We start from the raw sequence: 17,549 nt of genomic DNA, 5'->3' as shown, positions 1-17,549 counted from the left end.
ATTTATGCTCCAATTTGCTATTAGTGACTATAGGTAAAACCTAAATAAACCTGACGACCAAAGTACTGGGTCGTACCGGTGATATTTTCATTGCCAAAGTAACTTTGGGTTGGTTCATCGGTAAGGTTATTAACCTGTAGCAACATGCCAAATGAGTCAGTAAATTGATAAGAGGTTTGAAAGTCGACCACTGTCTCAGCATCAAAGTTAACTATCTGTTCATTGATAGCTACTTGCTCTGAAACAAAGTCTGAGCGATAACGCACATTAAGGCGGGTTTCAAAATTATCTAGGCTGTAAAACAAGGTGCCATTTAATACATTTTTAGACAAACCAGGCAAACCTTGCGTTACCGTTTCACCGCCTAAGCTGGTGATAGATTCAACTTCGCTCTCGGTGTATGAATAGCTACCGTTAAACCCAAGACCATCAAACGGCGCGGGTAGAAAAGAAAATACTTGTGTGTAGGCAAGTTCAATACCGCGAATATAACCACCATTAGCGTTATTAACTGCAGTGGTATAAGTACCGTTAGTCGTTGCTACCTGCTCGCCACTGACTGGGTTTTCAATATAGTCAGGAACGTTAAAGCCATTACCTTTAAAATCAAATCCTTCAATGGCGATGGTATCGATAAACGAATCGATGTTTTTATAAAAACCAGCGATCACAAGCGCACCATCTGATTCATCAAAATAATGCTCGTAAGAGATATCGTATTGGTCGGCATAAAATGGTTTTAAGAATGGATTATTGGTACTTGAGCCGTTAATTTTACCGGTGGTTTTATCGGCCTGCGCACTGGCGTCCCCTGCCAGTCGGTTGATTGGTGGACGCGACATCACTTTAGCCGCCGCAAAACGTAATTGCGTGTTATCCGTTAGCTGAAAGTTTAAATTAAGGGATGGCAGATAATCAGTATAAGTTGTGCCAAGTACATTAGGTAAATAGTTTTTATTTACGATACCAATACTGTCGGTAATGTTTTGGGCACCCAGTGCCAAATCACCATTAACGTTTTCTAAAATAGTGGCCGATTGGTCAGTATCAACACGGCGAATACCAATATTACCTAACACTGGCATATTGCCGATCTCAGCATTAATATTAAGCATGGCGTACGCTGAAAGCACTTCCTCATACACTGAGCCACTTTGTAACATGGTCCACGAATAGTTAGTGGTGTAACCTTGTGGGTCGACTACCCCATCTGCATTACCCCAAGTTTTAACTGGCTGTGGCGCCCCTTCTGGAAACCAAGCATTAAGCGCCTTATCTAAATCAATCGCCAAATATGATGGAAAATAACTAAAATCACCTTCCCAATCTACGACGTTTACCATGTCATTGGTTAAACGCAGTGGCGGCTCACTCACTGAAAAATCACCATCATTACCGTATTCAAACACTGAACGATTGTTACTGTATTCGCGATCAGAGTAACGAGCACCAAATTCAACTGAGCTAAACCAGCTGTTATCCAACTCGTATTTAAAATCAAGGCGATAAGCGCTTACTTCATCTTCATTCTGATAAGGGTAAATACCGTACTTACTCACCATTACCCGTTCGATATCGCTAAATGCAGCCGCTTGATTAAAGCCAACATCCGGTAAATTCAAACCATTGAGCTGATAGTTTATTGATACATTTTTATCTAAAACTGGTTCTTGCGCTGTAGCATCTTCGGCAACCAACGCCCACAATAAACCATTGCGGAAATTACTTTTAGCCCGTGATAGCGACACATCAACATTAACGTTTAAACGTTCTGTCACTTGCCAATCGGCGTTAATGCCATAGCTGTCTACTTCGTCAAAGTCTTGGTTATCATCATTTACAATTTCAACGTGAGTGTAGCCTTTTGAAGTACGATTAACAGAGGCACCAACCACCGAATTTCCCTCTAGCTGAGCGTTTGTATAAGTGGCCGTTGGGCCGCCTAATTTCACTCGTAAGCCACGGGCAAATGATTCTGTATCAAAGCGTGATAAAAACACGTCCCCTTTTAATTTAAAATTATCCACCGGCACCCACTCAATTGCTGCCATATAACCGTTACGGGTTTCTTCACCGCCTAAATGCTGAAGCTCAAAGCCTTCGCTGATGTATTCGTTTTCTGGTTTTACCTCAGGGCCATTAGTATCATTAGCAACACCGTCGACATCTTTATGATCGTTATACGCAAGACCAATGAATTGCGTTGCTACACTAGGTTGAAATAAGCGAGCATAGCCAAGTGCTACGCCTAGCGTGTCATCAAGGAATTTGCCCTGATATGAAAAACTAATGCGGTCGCCAAATTCAGTGGCATCGTTCACCTCTGACGCTCGATCGTTGTACATACCTCTGGCGTTAACCACAAACTTATGCTGCTGATCATTATCTAGCGGACTGGCTGTTTGCAGTTCTACAGTCCCTGCCACACCGCCTTCAATAAGCGAGGCTTTCGGAGATTTATACACGGCTGCAGAGCTAATTAATTCTGATGGATACTGATCAAACTCAATACTACGACTGCCGCTGGTTGATACTTGTTCGCGACCATTTAAGGTGGAAAATACAAACCCACCAGACATACCACGAATGTTGATTTCCGCGGCTTGTCCGCCAGTTCGTACCGCTGATATCCCCGGTAATCGAGTCAATGCATCAGCCATAGAGACATCAGGCAATGCCCCTAAGTCATCTGCCGATAACTGCTCTGATACTGTATCAGTAAAACGTTTTTGATTAAGTGATTGAATTAAACTGCGACTAAACCCAGTCACTTCAATAACTTCAAGTTCCTCACCTAATTGCGGTTTTTCAGCATTATTTTGTGCATCATTTTCAACCGCGCCTAACGCACTACTCGCTGCAAACATTGCGAGCATTAGTGCACTCAGTTTGAATTTCCCCATGAGCTTCCTACCCTATTAACTTTATAGTTGTGTGTTGTATTTTTTAAAAAGGTGTGCCGTTTATTTTTAAATTGTGGATAAAATAAAACCAATAAAGTGTAACTAAAAAGTAAATTAAGTGTGATGAATACGTATGCATTAGCAAAGACAATAGCTTGCGGGGAAAGGAACTTAGTTACGAAGTGCTGCGATCGTGTAGATAACGTGAAATAAATCGATATGCGAGCAGAAAGCTCGCTTTATGCCACGATTTCGCGGGGAAATTACAAATTACTAGAAACAACTTTTAAGGTAAGCGGTAAAGATTAATAAAATTTAATAACCTACATCATAAGCACCGCTCTTATTGCTAGTCCTATAAAAACCACAGCCAACCTTAGCCCAGGTGACATTGCACCCACCATCCAAATGGCGACTAAACTTAGCGATAGCGTCATTTACAATTCCGTATTTTCGATAAGTAACGCATAACCATTCGCTTCACCGAAAAACCCTGTGATCGAGCTTACATTTATCACTTTCCAGCCATCTTGGTTTAATTGATAAATTTTTTCGTTTAGGGCCTCGACGTTTACACCACCGAAAAAGCGCGTTTTTTTAAATTCTATTATTTTTTGCATAGCTTTAGCCTTTACAGTTGATATTCAAAGTCATAAAAGTGAATGCCTTGTTCAATGCGGATTGCCATATCACCAGTTAATCCTTCTAGCTCACCGCTTGCTGAATCAGGCACAACTTGTAAGATTAGACTGTCTTTGCCTTTATTCATTTGCCCATAGTGCTGAAGCACAAAACTGCCTTTTTTGCCTGATAAACTCCCCGTTACTTGCTCAATGGCGACATAACCGGCACTACCTTGCGTGGCTGTCATTGCACTGAGCATTTCGCCCGTGCTGGTTGCATCAAGCTCACCGGTAAAGGTTTTATCAATTGACATACGCCCCAAATTTACGCCATCAACGCCTTTCGCATAACCTTCAATGGGGTTGAGTTTAACGTTAAATTCGCCCGTTACTTTTTGAGTCGCCATAGCTAGTCCCTTCGTTGTTATAGAGTTAGTTATTGAAATTATGATTTATGTAACCATATCTATACCTTATCCACCAAAAAGAATCCAGCATGAGCACCAGCAAACCCGAGCCAAAAGAAAAAGCTGCTTTTAGTAGTTTAATTCCAATTTTTCAGTTTATTAAACCTTACAAATGGGTGGTTTTTTCTGCACTTGCAGCGCTACTAGTAACCGCGGGAGTTAACTTATCACTCGGTCAAGGGGTTAAATTTGTCATCGATCACGGCTTTATTGCAGGCTCTCAAGAGCAGCTAAAACAAGCCGTGTTAGTGCTCATTGGGTTGATCAGCTTACTAGCCATTGGCACCTTTAGCCGTTTTTATTTAATGTCGTGGATTGGTGAACGTGTTAGTAATGATATTCGTAAAGCGGTGTTTGACCGCATTGTTACCCTTCATCCGAGTTATTTTGAAGAAAACCGCAGTGGCGAATTAATGTCACGACTCACCACTGATACCACCTTACTGCAATCTATTATTGGCTCGTCATTTTCTATGGCGCTGCGAAGCGCACTAATGTTGGTGGGTGGTTTAGCTATGCTATTAATCACTAACTTAAAACTCACTTTGGTGGTGGTTGCTTGTGTACCGTTGGTTTTAGTGCCGATGATGGTATTTGGCAAAAAAGTACGTAAGCTTGCCAGCTCCAGCCAAGATGCGATTGCCGATATAAGCACGTATGCTGGCGAAATTATTCAAAACATCAAAGTGGTACAAAGCTATAGTCATGAACAGCGTGAGCAGCACGCCTTTGCACTCGAGACCGAAAAAGCCTTTAAGGTTGCCAAAAGCCGCATTAAGCAACGCTCGTTTTTAATTGCCGCAGTGATATTTTTAACCTTTAGTGCCATAAGCGTGATGCTTTGGGTTGGCGGCAGCGATGTACTCGCAGGCACCATGACCGGTGGTGAGCTAGGCGCGTTTGTGTTTTACGCCATTATGGTGGCTATGTCAGTGGCAACCGTGGCCGAAGTATATGGTGAATTACAGCGTGCGGCTGGTGCCGCAGCACGACTGCTTGAGCTGTTAGCGGTAAAAAGTGAAATTGTAAACCCTGAAGCACCACTTGATGAACAGTTGCAGTTAAACAATAAATCAGCGGCCATTGAGCTCAATAACATTACTTTTAATTACCCATCACGTCCTGATGTAAGTGCACTGAGAAATGTAACGCTTAATATAAAACAAGGCCAAACAGTGGCGATTGTCGGCCCATCTGGTGCAGGTAAAACCACTCTTTTTGAACTATTACAACGCTTTTACGACCCCGCCCATGGCGACATTAAATTTCATGGCATAAATATTAAAGATCTGTCACTCAATACGCTGCGCAATAGCATGGGTATGGTGGCACAAAACCCAATTTTATTTAGCTCGGATGTCATGCACAACATTCGCTATGGCAACCCCGATGCCACTGACGAGCAAGTATATGCTGCCGCTAAGCATGCTCATGCCGATGAGTTTATAGCGCAATTACCAAATGGCTATGAAAGCTTTTTAGGTGAGCAAGGTGTGCGTTTATCCGGCGGGCAAAAACAGCGCATTGTATTAGCAAGAGCCATACTAAAAGACCCTGAAATACTGCTATTAGATGAAGCAACTAGCGCCTTAGATGCACAAAGTGAACACCACGTACAAGCCGCGCTTGAACATTTAATGCTAGACAGAACAACCTTGATCATTGCTCACCGCTTAGCAACCGTAAAACATGCCGATGTAATTGTAGTGATGGAGCAAGGTGAAATTATTGCAACGGGGACTCACCAACAATTAATAGAGTCTAATCCGCTGTATAAACAATTATGTGAGCTGCAGTTTAATAGAGATTGAGGGGGCGGTCAGCGGTAAATAATCTCAATCACCAGCTAATAAACAAGTGATTGAGATAAATAAATGCAAATAACTAACCTTCGGTGTTTGGTACGATTTGAATTTCTACACGGCGGTTTTGTGCGCGGCCGTTAGCGCTGTCGTTACTGGCAATTGGCCGAGTTTCCCCGTAGCCGCGTGTACTAATACGCCCAGCTAGGATCTGTTGGTTCACTAAGTAGCTTTTTACGCTTTGTGCGCGCTGCTCAGATAACGTCATGTTGTAGCTGTCTTTACCTGTGCTATCAGTATGCCCTTCAATACTTAAAAATGTTTTTTCGTATTTATTCATAACTTTAGCAATAGCATCTAAGGTGTTATGAAAACCCGATGAAATATACGATTGATCAGTGGCAAAAGTAATATTAGATGGCATAACTAAGCGTAAGTTATCACCTTCACGCACAACCTCGACGCCAGAACCCGCAAGCTCATCACGAAAAGCCGCTTCTTGTTTGTCCATGTAGTCACCGACAGCGGCGCCAGCTAGTGCACCAATAGCAGCACCAATAAAAATACGTTTATCATCGTGGTCACCGGTTGCTTTACCTAGCACAGCGCCGGTTGCGGCACCAATACCCGCTCCCACACCTGTGTTGGTGGTTTCACACCCAGTCAGTAGTACACCTACGATTGCTGCTGTTAGTAATGGTTTAGTTAACGTCATGGTAACTCCTTACCTATAAATTCTCATTTGCCAGCAAGTATGCAAAGTTATCCATGAACAAACGATGAAGACTCAGTTAAAAGCCCATCGCCTTGTGAGCAACTGTTGAATTTTCGGTTAAGAACCGAGGTATTTCGTTATCTAAGCTAAATAGGTACATCAATTAAAAACCATAAAACTGTCACTAAAATTTGTCATAATGAAATATAAAAGTGGTAAAGGAAAATACATTCATTATGTTACTCGCTATATTTAAACAGTTTTTTTTACTCGGTTGTATGAGCTTTGGCGGGCCAGCGGCACACTTGGGCTACTTTAAACGCCATTTTGTTGATAACCTTAAGTGGTTAACTACCCAACGTTATGCGCAATTAATTAGTTTAAGCCAAGCACTACCGGGGCCAGGCTCAAGCCAAGTGGGATTTGCCATAGGAGTTGAACGCGGTGGATTACTCGGTGGTATTGCGGCATTTATTGGCTTTACACTGCCATCCTTGTTGATCATGATATTACTTGCGATTAGTACCCATCAGTTTGATGCCATTTACTTTGCGATTATTGCAGGATTAAAGCTGTTCGCTGTGGTTATTGTCGCCGATGCCACTCTCAGTATGGCGAAAAGCTTTTGCACTAATTGGATATTAAAAATATTGGCCGTAGCAAGTACCATATTGCTTATATTAATACCAAATCTAACCAGTCAAATAGCTGTTTTAGTAATAGCTGCCAGTGTTGGTGCTATTTGGCCAATGCTCAACTTAAATAATGATGAGAGTAAAACCACAACTAAAGCGGGAATTAACTGGTTTGCTTTACTGCTATTTGCCTTACTACTGGCTTTAAGCTTTATTCCCCTAAATGAAAGTATCGCGTTATTTGCGCCTTTTTATCAAGCGGGTGCAATGGTGTTTGGTGGTGGGCATGTCGTGTTACCCATTCTGCAAGCAGGTTTGCCTACCCTTAGTACGGAACAATTTCTAACAGCTTATGCCAGCGCTCAAGCAGTACCTGGGCCTATGTTCACTATTGCGAGTTATTTAGGTGCGCAATTTGAGGGGATTCAGCCTGTTGTAGGTGCATTAATTGCTACCATTTTAATTTTTTTACCGGGGTTGTTACTAATGTTTGCTTTGCAAAACAGTTGGCTACAATTAGCCAAACGCCCTCGTTTTGCAAGTAGTATTGCTGCTCTCAACGCTGCCGTGGTGGGATTTTTAGCAGCGGCGTTGTATTCACCAATCTGGACATCTGCGATCCACTCTATTTGGCATAGTGTGATTGTTGCCGCTGCATTTGCATGGTTAAGACTTGCTAAGCCACCTATTTGGTGGCTGTTGATAGCCTTTATTAGTATGGGTCTTCTTCAGTATTATTTGCCACTTTAATTGTGGGCTTAATACCTGTTGGGTTAATGGAAGCAGGACTAAATTGTCCTGTAACACTTTGGTAAGGACGCAAATCAAAAATAGGCAATACAGCAAGCAGATGGTCCATGATCTCTGCTTGCAGATGCTCATAAGATATCCAACGTTTGTCTTCACTAAAACAGTAAAATTCAATAGGTAAGCCGTGATTAAGCGGCTGTAGCTCACGCACCATTAATGTCAGTGAGGTATTGATCTTACTGTGCTGTTTTAAATAACCTTCAGCATAACGACGGAACAAGCCGAGATTCGATACCGGATCTGGTAGCGTATTCATCTTGATATATTCTTTTAAAGCGATAGTTTGACCTATCGTTTTGGTCAATTCATCATCGGCTAAACGTATACTATTCATATCAATATTAAGGGAGCGCTTGATACGACGTCCGCCAGACTCTTGCATACCGCGCCAATTTTTAAATGATCCCGCTACCAACATATAAGTAGGGATCGTGGTGATTGTATTATCCCAGTTTCGTACTTTTACCGTATTTAAACCCAGATCAATCACTTCACCATCTGCGCCATAGTTATCTACCTGGATCCAATCTCCGTAGGTTACCAAGCGATTTGCGGCTATTTGAATGCTGGCAACAAATCCTAAAATAGTGTCTTTAAATACTAATAAAGTCACGGCGGCAATCGCGCCAAAGCCCGAAAGAATATAAGTGGGTGATTTTTCCAGTACGATACTCACAATTAGGATCGCACAAATCATAAAGGTGATCAGCTTTACGACTTGGATCAACCCTTGAATAGGCACTTCTCGGGCAAATTCAAGCTGGTTATAAATACCACCCGCAATACTTACAATACTACTGATAATAAAACCGACATGAATAATCAACAACGTTTGGCCGATCGTTTTAAACACTTCGGCTACAAACTCACTTACAGGGTAGACACTATCAAACGTGGCTAAAAATAAAACGCAACACAACATCCCTGCAAAACGACGGTTTAACTTTGTTAGCATGGGGGCTAACACACCAATGCGCTCTGGTGAAAGTTTTGTCACCACTTTTTGAATACCAGGCAGCATTAACCTACGAGTAAATAAATACACGACCAAGAGTGAGAAAACTCCAATTGCGGTAGCAGTAAGAGAGCTAAACAATGCCGTATCTGGCATACCTTCAAACCAAGGTGTCACCAATTGTTGTAGACGCGTCTGTGTAGTCACGGTAGTTTAATCTCCTTATTGTTGATTAGGACAGCTTCAGCGTTGCGCTGTGCATATGCCATAGCCAATTCGCTATCTTTAGCTAACCATAATTGGTTAATCGACGCTTGGAAGCGAGCTCTAAACTGACTATCCTGCTGGTAGTTACCAAGTAACTCAGAACTGACTGGCACTAAAGTAATATTTATTGTAACTTCACTTAAGCGCCCTCGCAGAAAACTCGCACAAATATGATTGCTTTTTGCTTGGTACATCAAGGTTGTATTAAGAATGGCATCAAACTGCTCACCCAGCACCTCTAATGCAAATGCAACACCACCCGCTTTCGGCTTTAATAAATGTTTAAATGGGCTTTGCTGAGCTTGATGTTTTGCAGCAGTAAAACGCGTCCCTTCAACAAAATTAATGATGGTGGTTGGGTGGCTACGAAAGTTTCGGCAACTGTGCTTAGTGCGCTCAACATCAAGACCTTTGAGCTTTGGGTTTTTCGCCACTTGCGCCTTACTGATGCGCTTCATGAATGGCATACCCATCGCCCACGCACCAGAGCCAATCAGCGGCACATATTTTAGCTCATCTTTTAGAAAAAATTTCGGCGCTGGTAATACGTCAATTGCACTTAGCACCACAATATCGAGCCAGCTAAAATGATTCGATATCAATAAATACCAACCCAGCTTATTAACATCACCATTAATCACTGTTGTCACTTTGGCATTACTGAATTTTAAGCCAAGCCGATTCCCACTACACCAGCCTTGATAAGCGCTATGTAGTAAGTTACTTACCCAAGCCATGGGTAATACTAACTTTATTAGACCGAGTATTAACACAATGCAGCCCCACAGCAAGGTATTACTAAAAAGCAGTGTACCTACTGCAAGGCCATTTAGCCATTTAGGGATGATATTTTTTAGCATACATACTCGCTTGTACAGATCACTTAGCTTGTTGCTCAAGCTTAACTAACTGTTGCTCTTTTTCTTGCCATAGGCGGTTTAATTCAGACTGAAAGCCAACCCTAAATTCAGAGTCTCCCGTGTAATCACCTATTAACTCGGGGCTTACAGGCCGCACTTCTATGTGTACATTTATGTTCTTAACGCGACCACTTGCAAAGTCGACAAAGCTAGGAATGCCATCTGGGTAATGGATAGTCACATTAACTACCTTAGAGATCTGCTCGCCCATCGCTTGCATTACAAATGCTACTCCACCCGCTTTTGGTTTCAATAAATGTGGGAAAGGGCTGTTCTGACGAGCGTGTTTTTGTGCTGTAAAACGTGTACCTTCAACAAAGTTAACAATACTTACCGGCATCTCTTTGAACTTTTCACAGGCTTTACGTGTTGTTTCTAAGTCTTTGCCTCGCAGTTTAGGGTTCTTTTTTAATTGGCTTTTGCTTGTGCGCGTCATAAATGGGAAATCCAGTGCCCACCATGCCAAGCCTAAAAATGGCACATAAATAAGCTCTTTCTTTAAAAAGAAGTTTAAAAATGGGATGCGGCGATTAAGTACACGCTGCATCACTAAAATATCCACCCAACTTTGGTGGTTGGCAATAACTAAATACCAGTCTTTTAGCTTTATTTCTTCAAGCCCAGTGACATTTAGCTGATGAGGAGTAAAAATATTTTGATTAATCGAATTGCAAGACACCCAAATACTGGCACACTTTTTAGCCGACCAACTCATGGCTTTTTGCAATGGTTTAATCGGCAGTAATTTAATTAAGCCACAAATAAAAATAGGCACAAACCAAATTATCGTATTTAGGGTGTAGAAAAAGATGCTAAAAATACAACGGATCAAAGACATTACTACTTAATTCCTTTCATTAAAACTGTTAGGCAATTGATTAAGCCATACCCAATATTGCAATTAATCTTCAAAATAGGTATACCCTTCAAGACCTGCATTGAGCTCTGCTAAATATTGTTGCTTAATTGGCTCACTGATATCTAACTGCTGCACTGTGCTAGTAAAGTTGTCCGAAAAAATATCGCTATCATAATCAACAAACTTTAATACATCCTTAACACTATCACCCTTAATTGCATTCGTAAGCTGGTAACCTTGCTCGGTAAGCTCTACGTGTACAGAATCAGTATCACCAAACAAATTATGCAGATCACCTAATATCTCTTGGTACGCCCCGACCATAAACATAGCAATGTGATACTGCTGTCCAGGAACATATTGTGGGATAGGTAGGCTAGTTTCAATTCCCGCACCTTCCACATACTCACGAATTTGCCCATCAGAATCACAGGTAATATCTTGAATAATAGCGCGTTGTGTTAGTGGTTTGTCGAGATTTTCAATCGGCATCACCGGAAATAACTGCTGAATCCCCCAGACATCTGGCAGCGACTGAAATAAAGAAAAGTTCACAAACAGTTTATCAGCTAATTTTTCGTTTAGGTCATCAAGCACTTCACGGTGAGCACGGGCATTGCTTAAAGAAGCACGAACGCGATGCAAAATAGTAAAATAAAGCTGTTCTATCTTAGCCCATTCCAACATGCTTACTAGGCCGTGTACATATTGATCGTGTGCTTCGCTGAATAAGTGCATGGCATCATGGTAAATTTCCAGTGCCATACGTGGATTTAAACGCTGTAAACATTGCCACATATCATCAAGTACTAAGGCACTATTCGGCTCCGGGGCACTTGGGTTGCTGTGATTTGGTGCTTGTTCAACATCAATAACATCGGTGATCAATACCGCATGATGCGCAGTGAGTGCGCGGCCTGATTCAGTAATAATGGCAGGGTGTGGTAAATCATGCTGCTCACATACTTCAGCAAACGCATTAACCACATTACGCGCGTATTCTTCAACTGTATAATTCATTGAACAAGCACTGCGTGAACCCGAACCTTCGTAATCAACCCCTAAACCACCACCCACATCCACGGTATTCAGTGGTACACCTAATTGGCTTAATTCAGCAAAGTGACGGGAACATTCACGTAAAGCACGGTGAATATCACGAATATTGGCAATTTGTGAACCAATATGAAAATGCACCATTTGCATTAAATGCAGTTTGTCATGTTTTTTAAGGACTTCAACAGCCGCTAATACTTGCCCTGCTGTTAAACCAAACTTACCTTTTTCACCACCGGTATTTTGCCATTTACCTTTGCCCACTGAATTTAAACGGATACGAATACCAATGGCAGGCTCAATGCCTAAATCTTCAATTTCTGCGAGTAAGGTTGTTAATTCGGAAAGTTTTTCAACCACGATTTTAACTTTGTGCCCCATTGCTTGGCCAATACACGCTAAACGTAAAAACTCGCTATCTTTATAGCCATTACAAACGATAGTTATTGGCTGTTTAGCTACACCTAAAATAGCCATTAACTCAGGTTTTGAGCCTGCCTCTAAACCGACTAAACCACTAGGGTGGGCTAATAACTTACTGACCACTGAGCGCTGTTGGTTTACTTTTATTGGGTATACACAAGTATATTGCCCATGATAGGTACGAGCATTACGTGCACTGCGAAAAGCACTGGTTAGAGTATCAACGCGGTTTTGTAAAATATCAGTAAAACGTACTAGTACAGGTAGCGTTAACCCTTGTTTTTTGAATTGCTCAGTCAACTCAGTTAATGAAATAGCGGCTTTAGTTTGATCGCCATCTGGGTAAGCGACTAACTCACCTTGGCTATTAATGTCAAAGTAACCATCGCTCCAATGTGCGACGTTATATGTAGAGCGTGCTGTGTCTAAACCCCAAGTCATGGCAAATTCTTCTCTAGTTAACAAGTTTCGCGGAATCGGTTATTTTAATACGTCATAACGCCCTAAGCTAACAAAAAATAACCTTTAAACCAAAGCTAAGATAAAATATTCGCTATACTGGTTAAAATTTCATTGAGCAAAACGCCAAGCACTGGCAAAATTGCCCCTTTTTCATACTCAACTCAAAAGTGTAACTAGCGACATGGCAAATTTAGAGCAAAGCAAATGGTTTACCGAAATCAGCGAACGTGACGGCAGTGCGTTCTCTCTACGCATCAATAAAAAGTTAGATGAGCAGCAATCACCTTTCCAAAAAGTCGAAATGTATGAAACTACCGACTTTGGTAACCTAATGATTATTGATGGTTGTACTATGGTAAGTAGTCGCGAGAACTTTTTTTACCATGAAATGATCAGCCACCCAGCATTGCTTGCTCACCCAAACCCGAAAAATGTAGTCATTATCGGCGGTGGTGATTGCGGCACCTTACGTGAAGTGCTCAAACACCCTAGCGTTGAATCTGTTACACAGATTGATATTGACGAAGTTGTGACACAAATGTCATTAAAATACTTCCCTGAATTATGTGAAGCGAACCAAGATCCACGTGCCACTGTCATGTTTGACGATGGTATCAAGTACATGCGTGAACTTGCTGCTGAGTCAATTGATGTGGTTATTGTTGATGGTACTGATCCGGTAGGCCCTGGTGAAGGCTTATTCAACCATGCTTTTTACACGAGCTGTTTAAACGCGCTTCGCCCTGGCGGTATTATGGTGCAACAAAGTGAATCACCCCTTATGCACATGCCATTATTAGTAGAAATGCGTGATGCAATGACAGATGTTGGCTTTAACGATTTGCAAACACTGCCATTCCCACAGCCAATTTACCCAAGTGGTTTATGGTCAGTGACGCTTGCTCGTAAAGATGAAGCATTTGCAGGATTTAGAGAAGATGCTGCTGCAGACATCGCACAAGGTACAGAATACTACAACAGTGGTATTCACCACGGCGCGCTAGCAACACCTAATTATATGAAACGCGCTTTTGAGAAAAAGTAAACGTTGTAGTAAAAATTGATATGTAAAAGGGTTCGTACGAACCCTTTTTATTGCCTGTATTTAAGATTAACTAAACCTTAAAACGTTGCACTAAACGACTCAGCTCATCGGTTAACTGGTTCATCCTTACAGCCACCTCTTCAGTAGAATGTGCAAGCTCACCACCTTGCACGGTTTGATCATTTAATGACGATAAATTATGGCTAATTTCTTCAGCAACGGCGGTTTGCTCATCGGTTGCTTGCGCTGTTTGCATCGCCATATCATTCACTTTTATCGATGATTGCTGCATAGCATTAAGCACATCATTAGTTTGCGCAAATGAAGCAACAGCTTCATCAGCAAAGCGCTTGCCACCATTAATTGCCGCTAATGATTGCTCTACACTATTAGCAAATTGCTCCACCATAATTTGTATATCATTAGTGCTTTCTTGAGTGCGAGTTGCCAAAGTGCGCACTTCATCAGCCACCACCGCAAAACCTCGACCTTGCTCACCGGCGCGCGCAGCTTCTATCGCCGCATTCAACGCCAGTAGATTAGTTTGTTCTGCAATTGCACGGATCACATCTAGCACTTTAGCTATATTCTCGGAGTTTTCCTGTAGCTCGGTTGATTTATTACTCGCGTGTTCCATATTATCAGATAACGCAACTATTTTATCACTGGAATTAGCCACCGCCGCTAACCCCTGCTTAGCAAATTGTTGTGAGTTATCTGCTTCTTTAGATGACTGCTGCGCAACATTGGCCACTTCACGACTAGCAACACTCATCTCATGCACAGCACTGACAATTGACTCGGATGCTTGGCTGAGTTTTTGGTTGACCTGATTATTTTGCTTGGCGAACTGATTAAGATCGATACCTAAGTGATTTAACTCTTTTGCTTGTTCTAAAATATCACGGATCAATTGCTGTAAATTATCCAAAAAACGATTAAAGGCTGTCGCTAACTCAGAAAATTCATCTTGGCTTTTGACGGCGATCCTGCCCGTTAAATCACCGTCACCGGAGGCAATATCATTGATCCGTGCAGTCACATAATGCATCTGTTTAGTTAACTGACGCGGAATGATATAACTGAACCAACCAGAAATGGCTAACAGTACTACCACCATAACCAATAAGAATCCTTTTGTAGTGCTAATTTTTTCAAGCAGCTTTTGTTTTTCATCTTTCGATGTCAGCTCCGCTTGCTCACCTGCCTTATCTAAAATGCCACGCAGTGCAGCAAACTCTCTATCAGCTTGAAGATTTTTTTGTCGGTTTTGTGGGTCATCAATATAGGCATTTGATGCCGATAGCCATTTATCAAATGCGTTGTTAAAGCCACTAAATTGTGCAGTAACTTGTGGATAGACAGATAAGTACTGCAAATACTGCTTAAATCGCTCAGCCACTTGTTGGGCGTTTTCTTGATGCTCTTGCAACTCTTCAGCATTGCCGATTTTATTCGTGACTAAATGCAACTCTGCAACTTTGGCTTGGTAGAGATCACGATCGCCATTAACAACCACTGAAATAGCATTAAGGAATCGCTCAGACTGTGTATCTAAAGCCACTTTTTGTAAATTAATCAAATGGCTGTAACCTGTGATCAATACAATTATTGCAATCCCAAGTAACATGATTGGAATGGAGCTTTTCACACGAATACTCTGTAATTTCATGTTTTACCTTTACAAAAAATGCTGTATCAATAGTTACTTAAAGATAGTTCAAATGAATAAAATTACCATTAATAGCGCCACTGCACATTTAAGCTCAGCTGCTGTTGCGATAATTTTCTGGCAATGCCCATCGCTTCACGGTTGTCAGCTTGACTATGCAAAGCTGACCCCTCGATCCCTAACTGCCATTGTGGTGAAAGCTGGTAGCGCCAAGTAGCTGTGATCCCTTCGCCATGACTGGCATTTGGGTCAAACGTCCAATCATCTTTGTCAGTAACTTCAAAGTAGTCATAGCGAATAGACAACCTATGCGCTGCCTTTTTGTGGCTTAATAGGATAAAGTGACTATAAAAGTCATTATCAACACCACGGCTCTCGCCCATCGCCGTGTTGCCAGACATAGCTTGTACTATCAGGCGAGTTTGAGCTGTAAATTTATACAACCATGCAACACTTGAAAACCGCGTATCCCACGCATATTGCCCTGTGCTGTAATTTAATGCCGCTGGATCGCCATTATTATCATAATAATAAAAACGAAACTGTGACTTTTTAAGATAGTCCCAATGAATGCCACCATAATAACCAAAGCGACCATCAACTTCTTCAAAAGGCAAAACCTGATTTGCTTGATGTTGCAGCTGAGGTGTATTAAGTGATGCAACGGGTGCAAATGCAACCGCTTCATTAAAGGTTGTTTGTCGGTCATGCATTGCAAATCCACGCCACGCTAAAAGCGTACCTGCGGGATCATTCCCTTTAAATGTTGCACCAACAAACGCAAAGCTATGTTTACTGTTAAAGCTGCGACCAGGGCGCTTGATAGTTGCTTCAACCCCCACAGTACGAACCTCCTCACCAATCCAAGAATTAATAGCAGAGTTGGTGTAATTATAAGGAGAGATCCAACCCATATCCGGGTTTTCCAGTGATAATAACGGGTAAAATCCCCCCGCTCTAACATGCCATTTATACTTGCTACTCGTTAGTGGCTGATATTGAAAATAGGCTTGGCTAAAACCTAACGAAGCTTGCGGATCTTGATGAGCATTAACAACCCCATGCGCCGACCAATTAGTACTTAAATCAACCCTAAAATCGATAAGACCCTGCGAAAGTACAATACCATCGTTGTCACTATCGTAACGGTAAAGTCCAACGCCACCTTCTTGCCAACTAAGTTGCGGGTCACCATTTACAGCAGTCAATTGCAGTAATCCCTTAACCTGTGCCAGTGCATTAAAGCTAAATGCTAGCCCTAGTAGGATAAAAGCTAAACTAACCTTATTCATAGTCATCAAATTCATCTACACCAATCGTAATGCGAGGAACAATAACCTGCTTTATTTGATAAACAACCGCTGCGCTACCAAGCGCGATAGTTTTACTTTCGGTTTGACTAATATCGCTAAATCCTTCATGCCATACATTAAGTTCATACTCACCGTGTTGTGGAGTCAGCGCTATTTGTCCTTGAGTATTTGTGATGCCATAAAATGGACTATCAACCACTACTATATAACCCAACATCCAATCATGAATATTACAACCTAGCTCAACAACTCCCGTTTGCTCAAAGCGGATCGGAGCTTGCGGTTGCTCACGGTAAAGCTTTAGTTCAAATGATTTAGCGTTTGAAAACGAATAAACATGATGCATGATTGAATCAGCATTGGGGAATTCAACCTGCGCATTTTGCGGTACCACTAAAACATGAGGAGTAAATTGCCGGTCTTTTTGCGTCATCGTAAAGAGTGAACTCACAGGCAGTGTTTGTAGGGTATGATCAGTTGCAGTTAGCCATACTACCGCATTTGCGAGCGGTTGCTGGTTTTGATCATGAATAGTGATGGTTGCAGCATAGCTTTTACAGCCCATAAAAATGAATAAAGCAGTAATAAATAGTTTGAACATCTGAATGTCTTATTATTTTAT

General features: G+C 41.7%; 14 protein-coding genes. 3 read left to right on the top strand and 11 right to left on the bottom strand.

All coding sequences use genetic code 11. The features are described from left to right. Positions 1-20 precede the first annotated feature (20 nt). The 3 genes from KAN5_RS15760 to KAN5_RS15750 all read right to left on the bottom strand — a co-directional run bounded on the left by KAN5_RS15760 (position 21) and on the right by KAN5_RS15750 (position 3,933). Positions 21-2,903, bottom strand: coding sequence for a TonB-dependent receptor (locus KAN5_RS15760; protein WP_244390086.1), 2,883 nt, complete (start codon positions 2,901-2,903; stop codon positions 21-23). Positions 2,904-3,340: 437 nt separating this feature from the next. Further along, positions 3,341-3,523, bottom strand: a complete 183-nt coding sequence (locus tag KAN5_RS15755) for a hypothetical protein (protein ID WP_244390085.1) — start codon at positions 3,521-3,523, stop codon at positions 3,341-3,343. 11 nt (positions 3,524-3,534) lie between these two features. Then, positions 3,535-3,933 (bottom strand): DUF3224 domain-containing protein, encoded by a 399-nt coding sequence (locus KAN5_RS15750; protein ID WP_016710165.1) that lies wholly within the window; start codon positions 3,931-3,933, stop codon positions 3,535-3,537. A gap of 89 nt (positions 3,934-4,022) precedes the next feature. Here KAN5_RS15750 and KAN5_RS15745 point away from each other — a divergent pair, with 89 nt between their 5' ends. Further along, positions 4,023-5,804 carry an ABC transporter transmembrane domain-containing protein gene (locus KAN5_RS15745; RefSeq protein WP_138555172.1) on the top strand — a complete coding sequence of 594 codons (1,782 nt, stop codon included), beginning with the start codon at positions 4,023-4,025 and terminating at the stop codon, positions 5,802-5,804. A gap of 73 nt (positions 5,805-5,877) precedes the next feature. On the opposite strand, the gene KAN5_RS15740 is transcribed toward KAN5_RS15745, so the two are convergent. After that, a complete protein-coding gene (locus tag KAN5_RS15740; protein ID WP_138555171.1) occupies positions 5,878-6,510 on the bottom strand; it encodes an OmpA family protein in 633 nt (210 codons plus the stop codon). A gap of 236 nt (positions 6,511-6,746) precedes the next feature. On the opposite strand from KAN5_RS15740, the gene chrA reads away from it, so the two are divergent. Then, entirely contained in the window at positions 6,747-7,895 is a 1,149-nt protein-coding gene (gene chrA / locus KAN5_RS15735; protein WP_244390084.1) for a chromate efflux transporter, read from the top strand. On the opposite strand, the gene KAN5_RS15730 is transcribed toward chrA, so the two are convergent. The 4 genes from KAN5_RS15730 to speA all read right to left on the bottom strand — a co-directional run bounded on the left by KAN5_RS15730 (position 7,858) and on the right by speA (position 12,876). Next, positions 7,858-9,066, bottom strand: a complete 1,209-nt coding sequence (locus KAN5_RS15730; RefSeq protein WP_050901605.1) for a mechanosensitive ion channel family protein — start codon at positions 9,064-9,066, stop codon at positions 7,858-7,860. The genes chrA and KAN5_RS15730 overlap by 38 nt on opposite strands. Positions 9,067-9,113: 47 nt before the next feature. After that, positions 9,114-10,037, bottom strand: a complete 924-nt coding sequence (locus KAN5_RS15725) for an acetyltransferase (protein WP_244390083.1) — start codon at positions 10,035-10,037, stop codon at positions 9,114-9,116. Between the two features lie 19 nt (positions 10,038-10,056). Next, positions 10,057-10,935, bottom strand: coding sequence for an acyltransferase (locus tag KAN5_RS15720; RefSeq protein WP_016710159.1), 879 nt, complete (start codon positions 10,933-10,935; stop codon positions 10,057-10,059). 63 nt (positions 10,936-10,998) lie between these two features. Further along, positions 10,999-12,876 (bottom strand): biosynthetic arginine decarboxylase, encoded by a 1,878-nt coding sequence (gene speA, locus KAN5_RS15715; protein ID WP_244390082.1) that lies wholly within the window; start codon positions 12,874-12,876, stop codon positions 10,999-11,001. Positions 12,877-13,078: 202 nt separating this feature from the next. Between speA and speE the strand changes: the two genes are divergently transcribed. Then, complete coding sequence (speE, locus tag KAN5_RS15710; RefSeq protein ID WP_016710157.1) at positions 13,079-13,942, top strand: polyamine aminopropyltransferase; 864 nt, start codon at positions 13,079-13,081, stop codon at positions 13,940-13,942. Positions 13,943-14,012: 70 nt separating this feature from the next. Here the strand turns inward: speE and KAN5_RS15705 are convergent, their stop codons facing one another. The 3 genes from KAN5_RS15705 to KAN5_RS15695 form a co-directional block, all read right to left on the bottom strand. Continuing rightward, entirely contained in the window at positions 14,013-15,614 is a 1,602-nt protein-coding gene (locus KAN5_RS15705; protein WP_244390081.1) for a methyl-accepting chemotaxis protein, read from the bottom strand. Between the two features lie 68 nt (positions 15,615-15,682). After that, positions 15,683-16,912, bottom strand: coding sequence for a hypothetical protein (locus KAN5_RS15700; RefSeq protein ID WP_244390080.1), 1,230 nt, complete (start codon positions 16,910-16,912; stop codon positions 15,683-15,685). Continuing rightward, the gene (locus tag KAN5_RS15695; protein ID WP_016710154.1) at positions 16,899-17,528 is read right to left on the bottom strand and encodes a methylamine utilization protein; all 630 of its coding nucleotides are present in this window, start codon (positions 17,526-17,528) and stop codon (positions 16,899-16,901) included. Before KAN5_RS15695 ends, KAN5_RS15700 begins: the two co-directional genes overlap by 14 nt. Positions 17,529-17,549 lie beyond the last annotated feature (21 nt).

Source organism: Pseudoalteromonas sp. KAN5, assembly GCF_022846535.1.
GTDB classification, from domain to species: Bacteria; Pseudomonadota; Gammaproteobacteria; order Enterobacterales; family Alteromonadaceae; genus Pseudoalteromonas; species Pseudoalteromonas haloplanktis.
This window is presented reverse-complemented; position numbering and strand designations above follow the sequence as displayed.

Bases quoted from the DNA above. Each gene is read 5' to 3' on its own strand.
- KAN5_RS15700 (WP_244390080.1), bottom strand. From the start codon at position 16,912: ATGACTATGAATAAGGTTAGTTTAGCTTTTATCCTACTAGGGCTAGCA.
- KAN5_RS15720 (WP_016710159.1), bottom strand. From the start codon at position 10,935: ATGTCTTTGATCCGTTGTATTTTTAGCATCTTTTTCTACACCCTAAAT.
- KAN5_RS15750 (WP_016710165.1), bottom strand. From the start codon at position 3,933: ATGGCGACTCAAAAAGTAACGGGCGAATTTAACGTTAAACTCAACCCC.
- speE (WP_016710157.1), top strand. From the start codon at position 13,079: ATGGCAAATTTAGAGCAAAGCAAATGGTTTACCGAAATCAGCGAACGT.
- chrA (WP_244390084.1), top strand. From the start codon at position 6,747: ATGTTACTCGCTATATTTAAACAGTTTTTTTTACTCGGTTGTATGAGC.
- KAN5_RS15695 (WP_016710154.1), bottom strand. From the start codon at position 17,528: ATGTTCAAACTATTTATTACTGCTTTATTCATTTTTATGGGCTGTAAA.
- speA (WP_244390082.1), bottom strand. From the start codon at position 12,876: ATGACTTGGGGTTTAGACACAGCACGCTCTACATATAACGTCGCACAT.
- KAN5_RS15760 (WP_244390086.1), bottom strand. From the start codon at position 2,903: ATGGGGAAATTCAAACTGAGTGCACTAATGCTCGCAATGTTTGCAGCG.
- KAN5_RS15705 (WP_244390081.1), bottom strand. From the start codon at position 15,614: ATGAAATTACAGAGTATTCGTGTGAAAAGCTCCATTCCAATCATGTTA.
- KAN5_RS15740 (WP_138555171.1), bottom strand. From the start codon at position 6,510: ATGACGTTAACTAAACCATTACTAACAGCAGCAATCGTAGGTGTACTA.
- KAN5_RS15725 (WP_244390083.1), bottom strand. From the start codon at position 10,037: ATGCTAAAAAATATCATCCCTAAATGGCTAAATGGCCTTGCAGTAGGT.
- KAN5_RS15745 (WP_138555172.1), top strand. From the start codon at position 4,023: ATGAGCACCAGCAAACCCGAGCCAAAAGAAAAAGCTGCTTTTAGTAGT.
- KAN5_RS15755 (WP_244390085.1), bottom strand. From the start codon at position 3,523: ATGCAAAAAATAATAGAATTTAAAAAAACGCGCTTTTTCGGTGGTGTA.
- KAN5_RS15730 (WP_050901605.1), bottom strand. From the start codon at position 9,066: ATGCCAGATACGGCATTGTTTAGCTCTCTTACTGCTACCGCAATTGGA.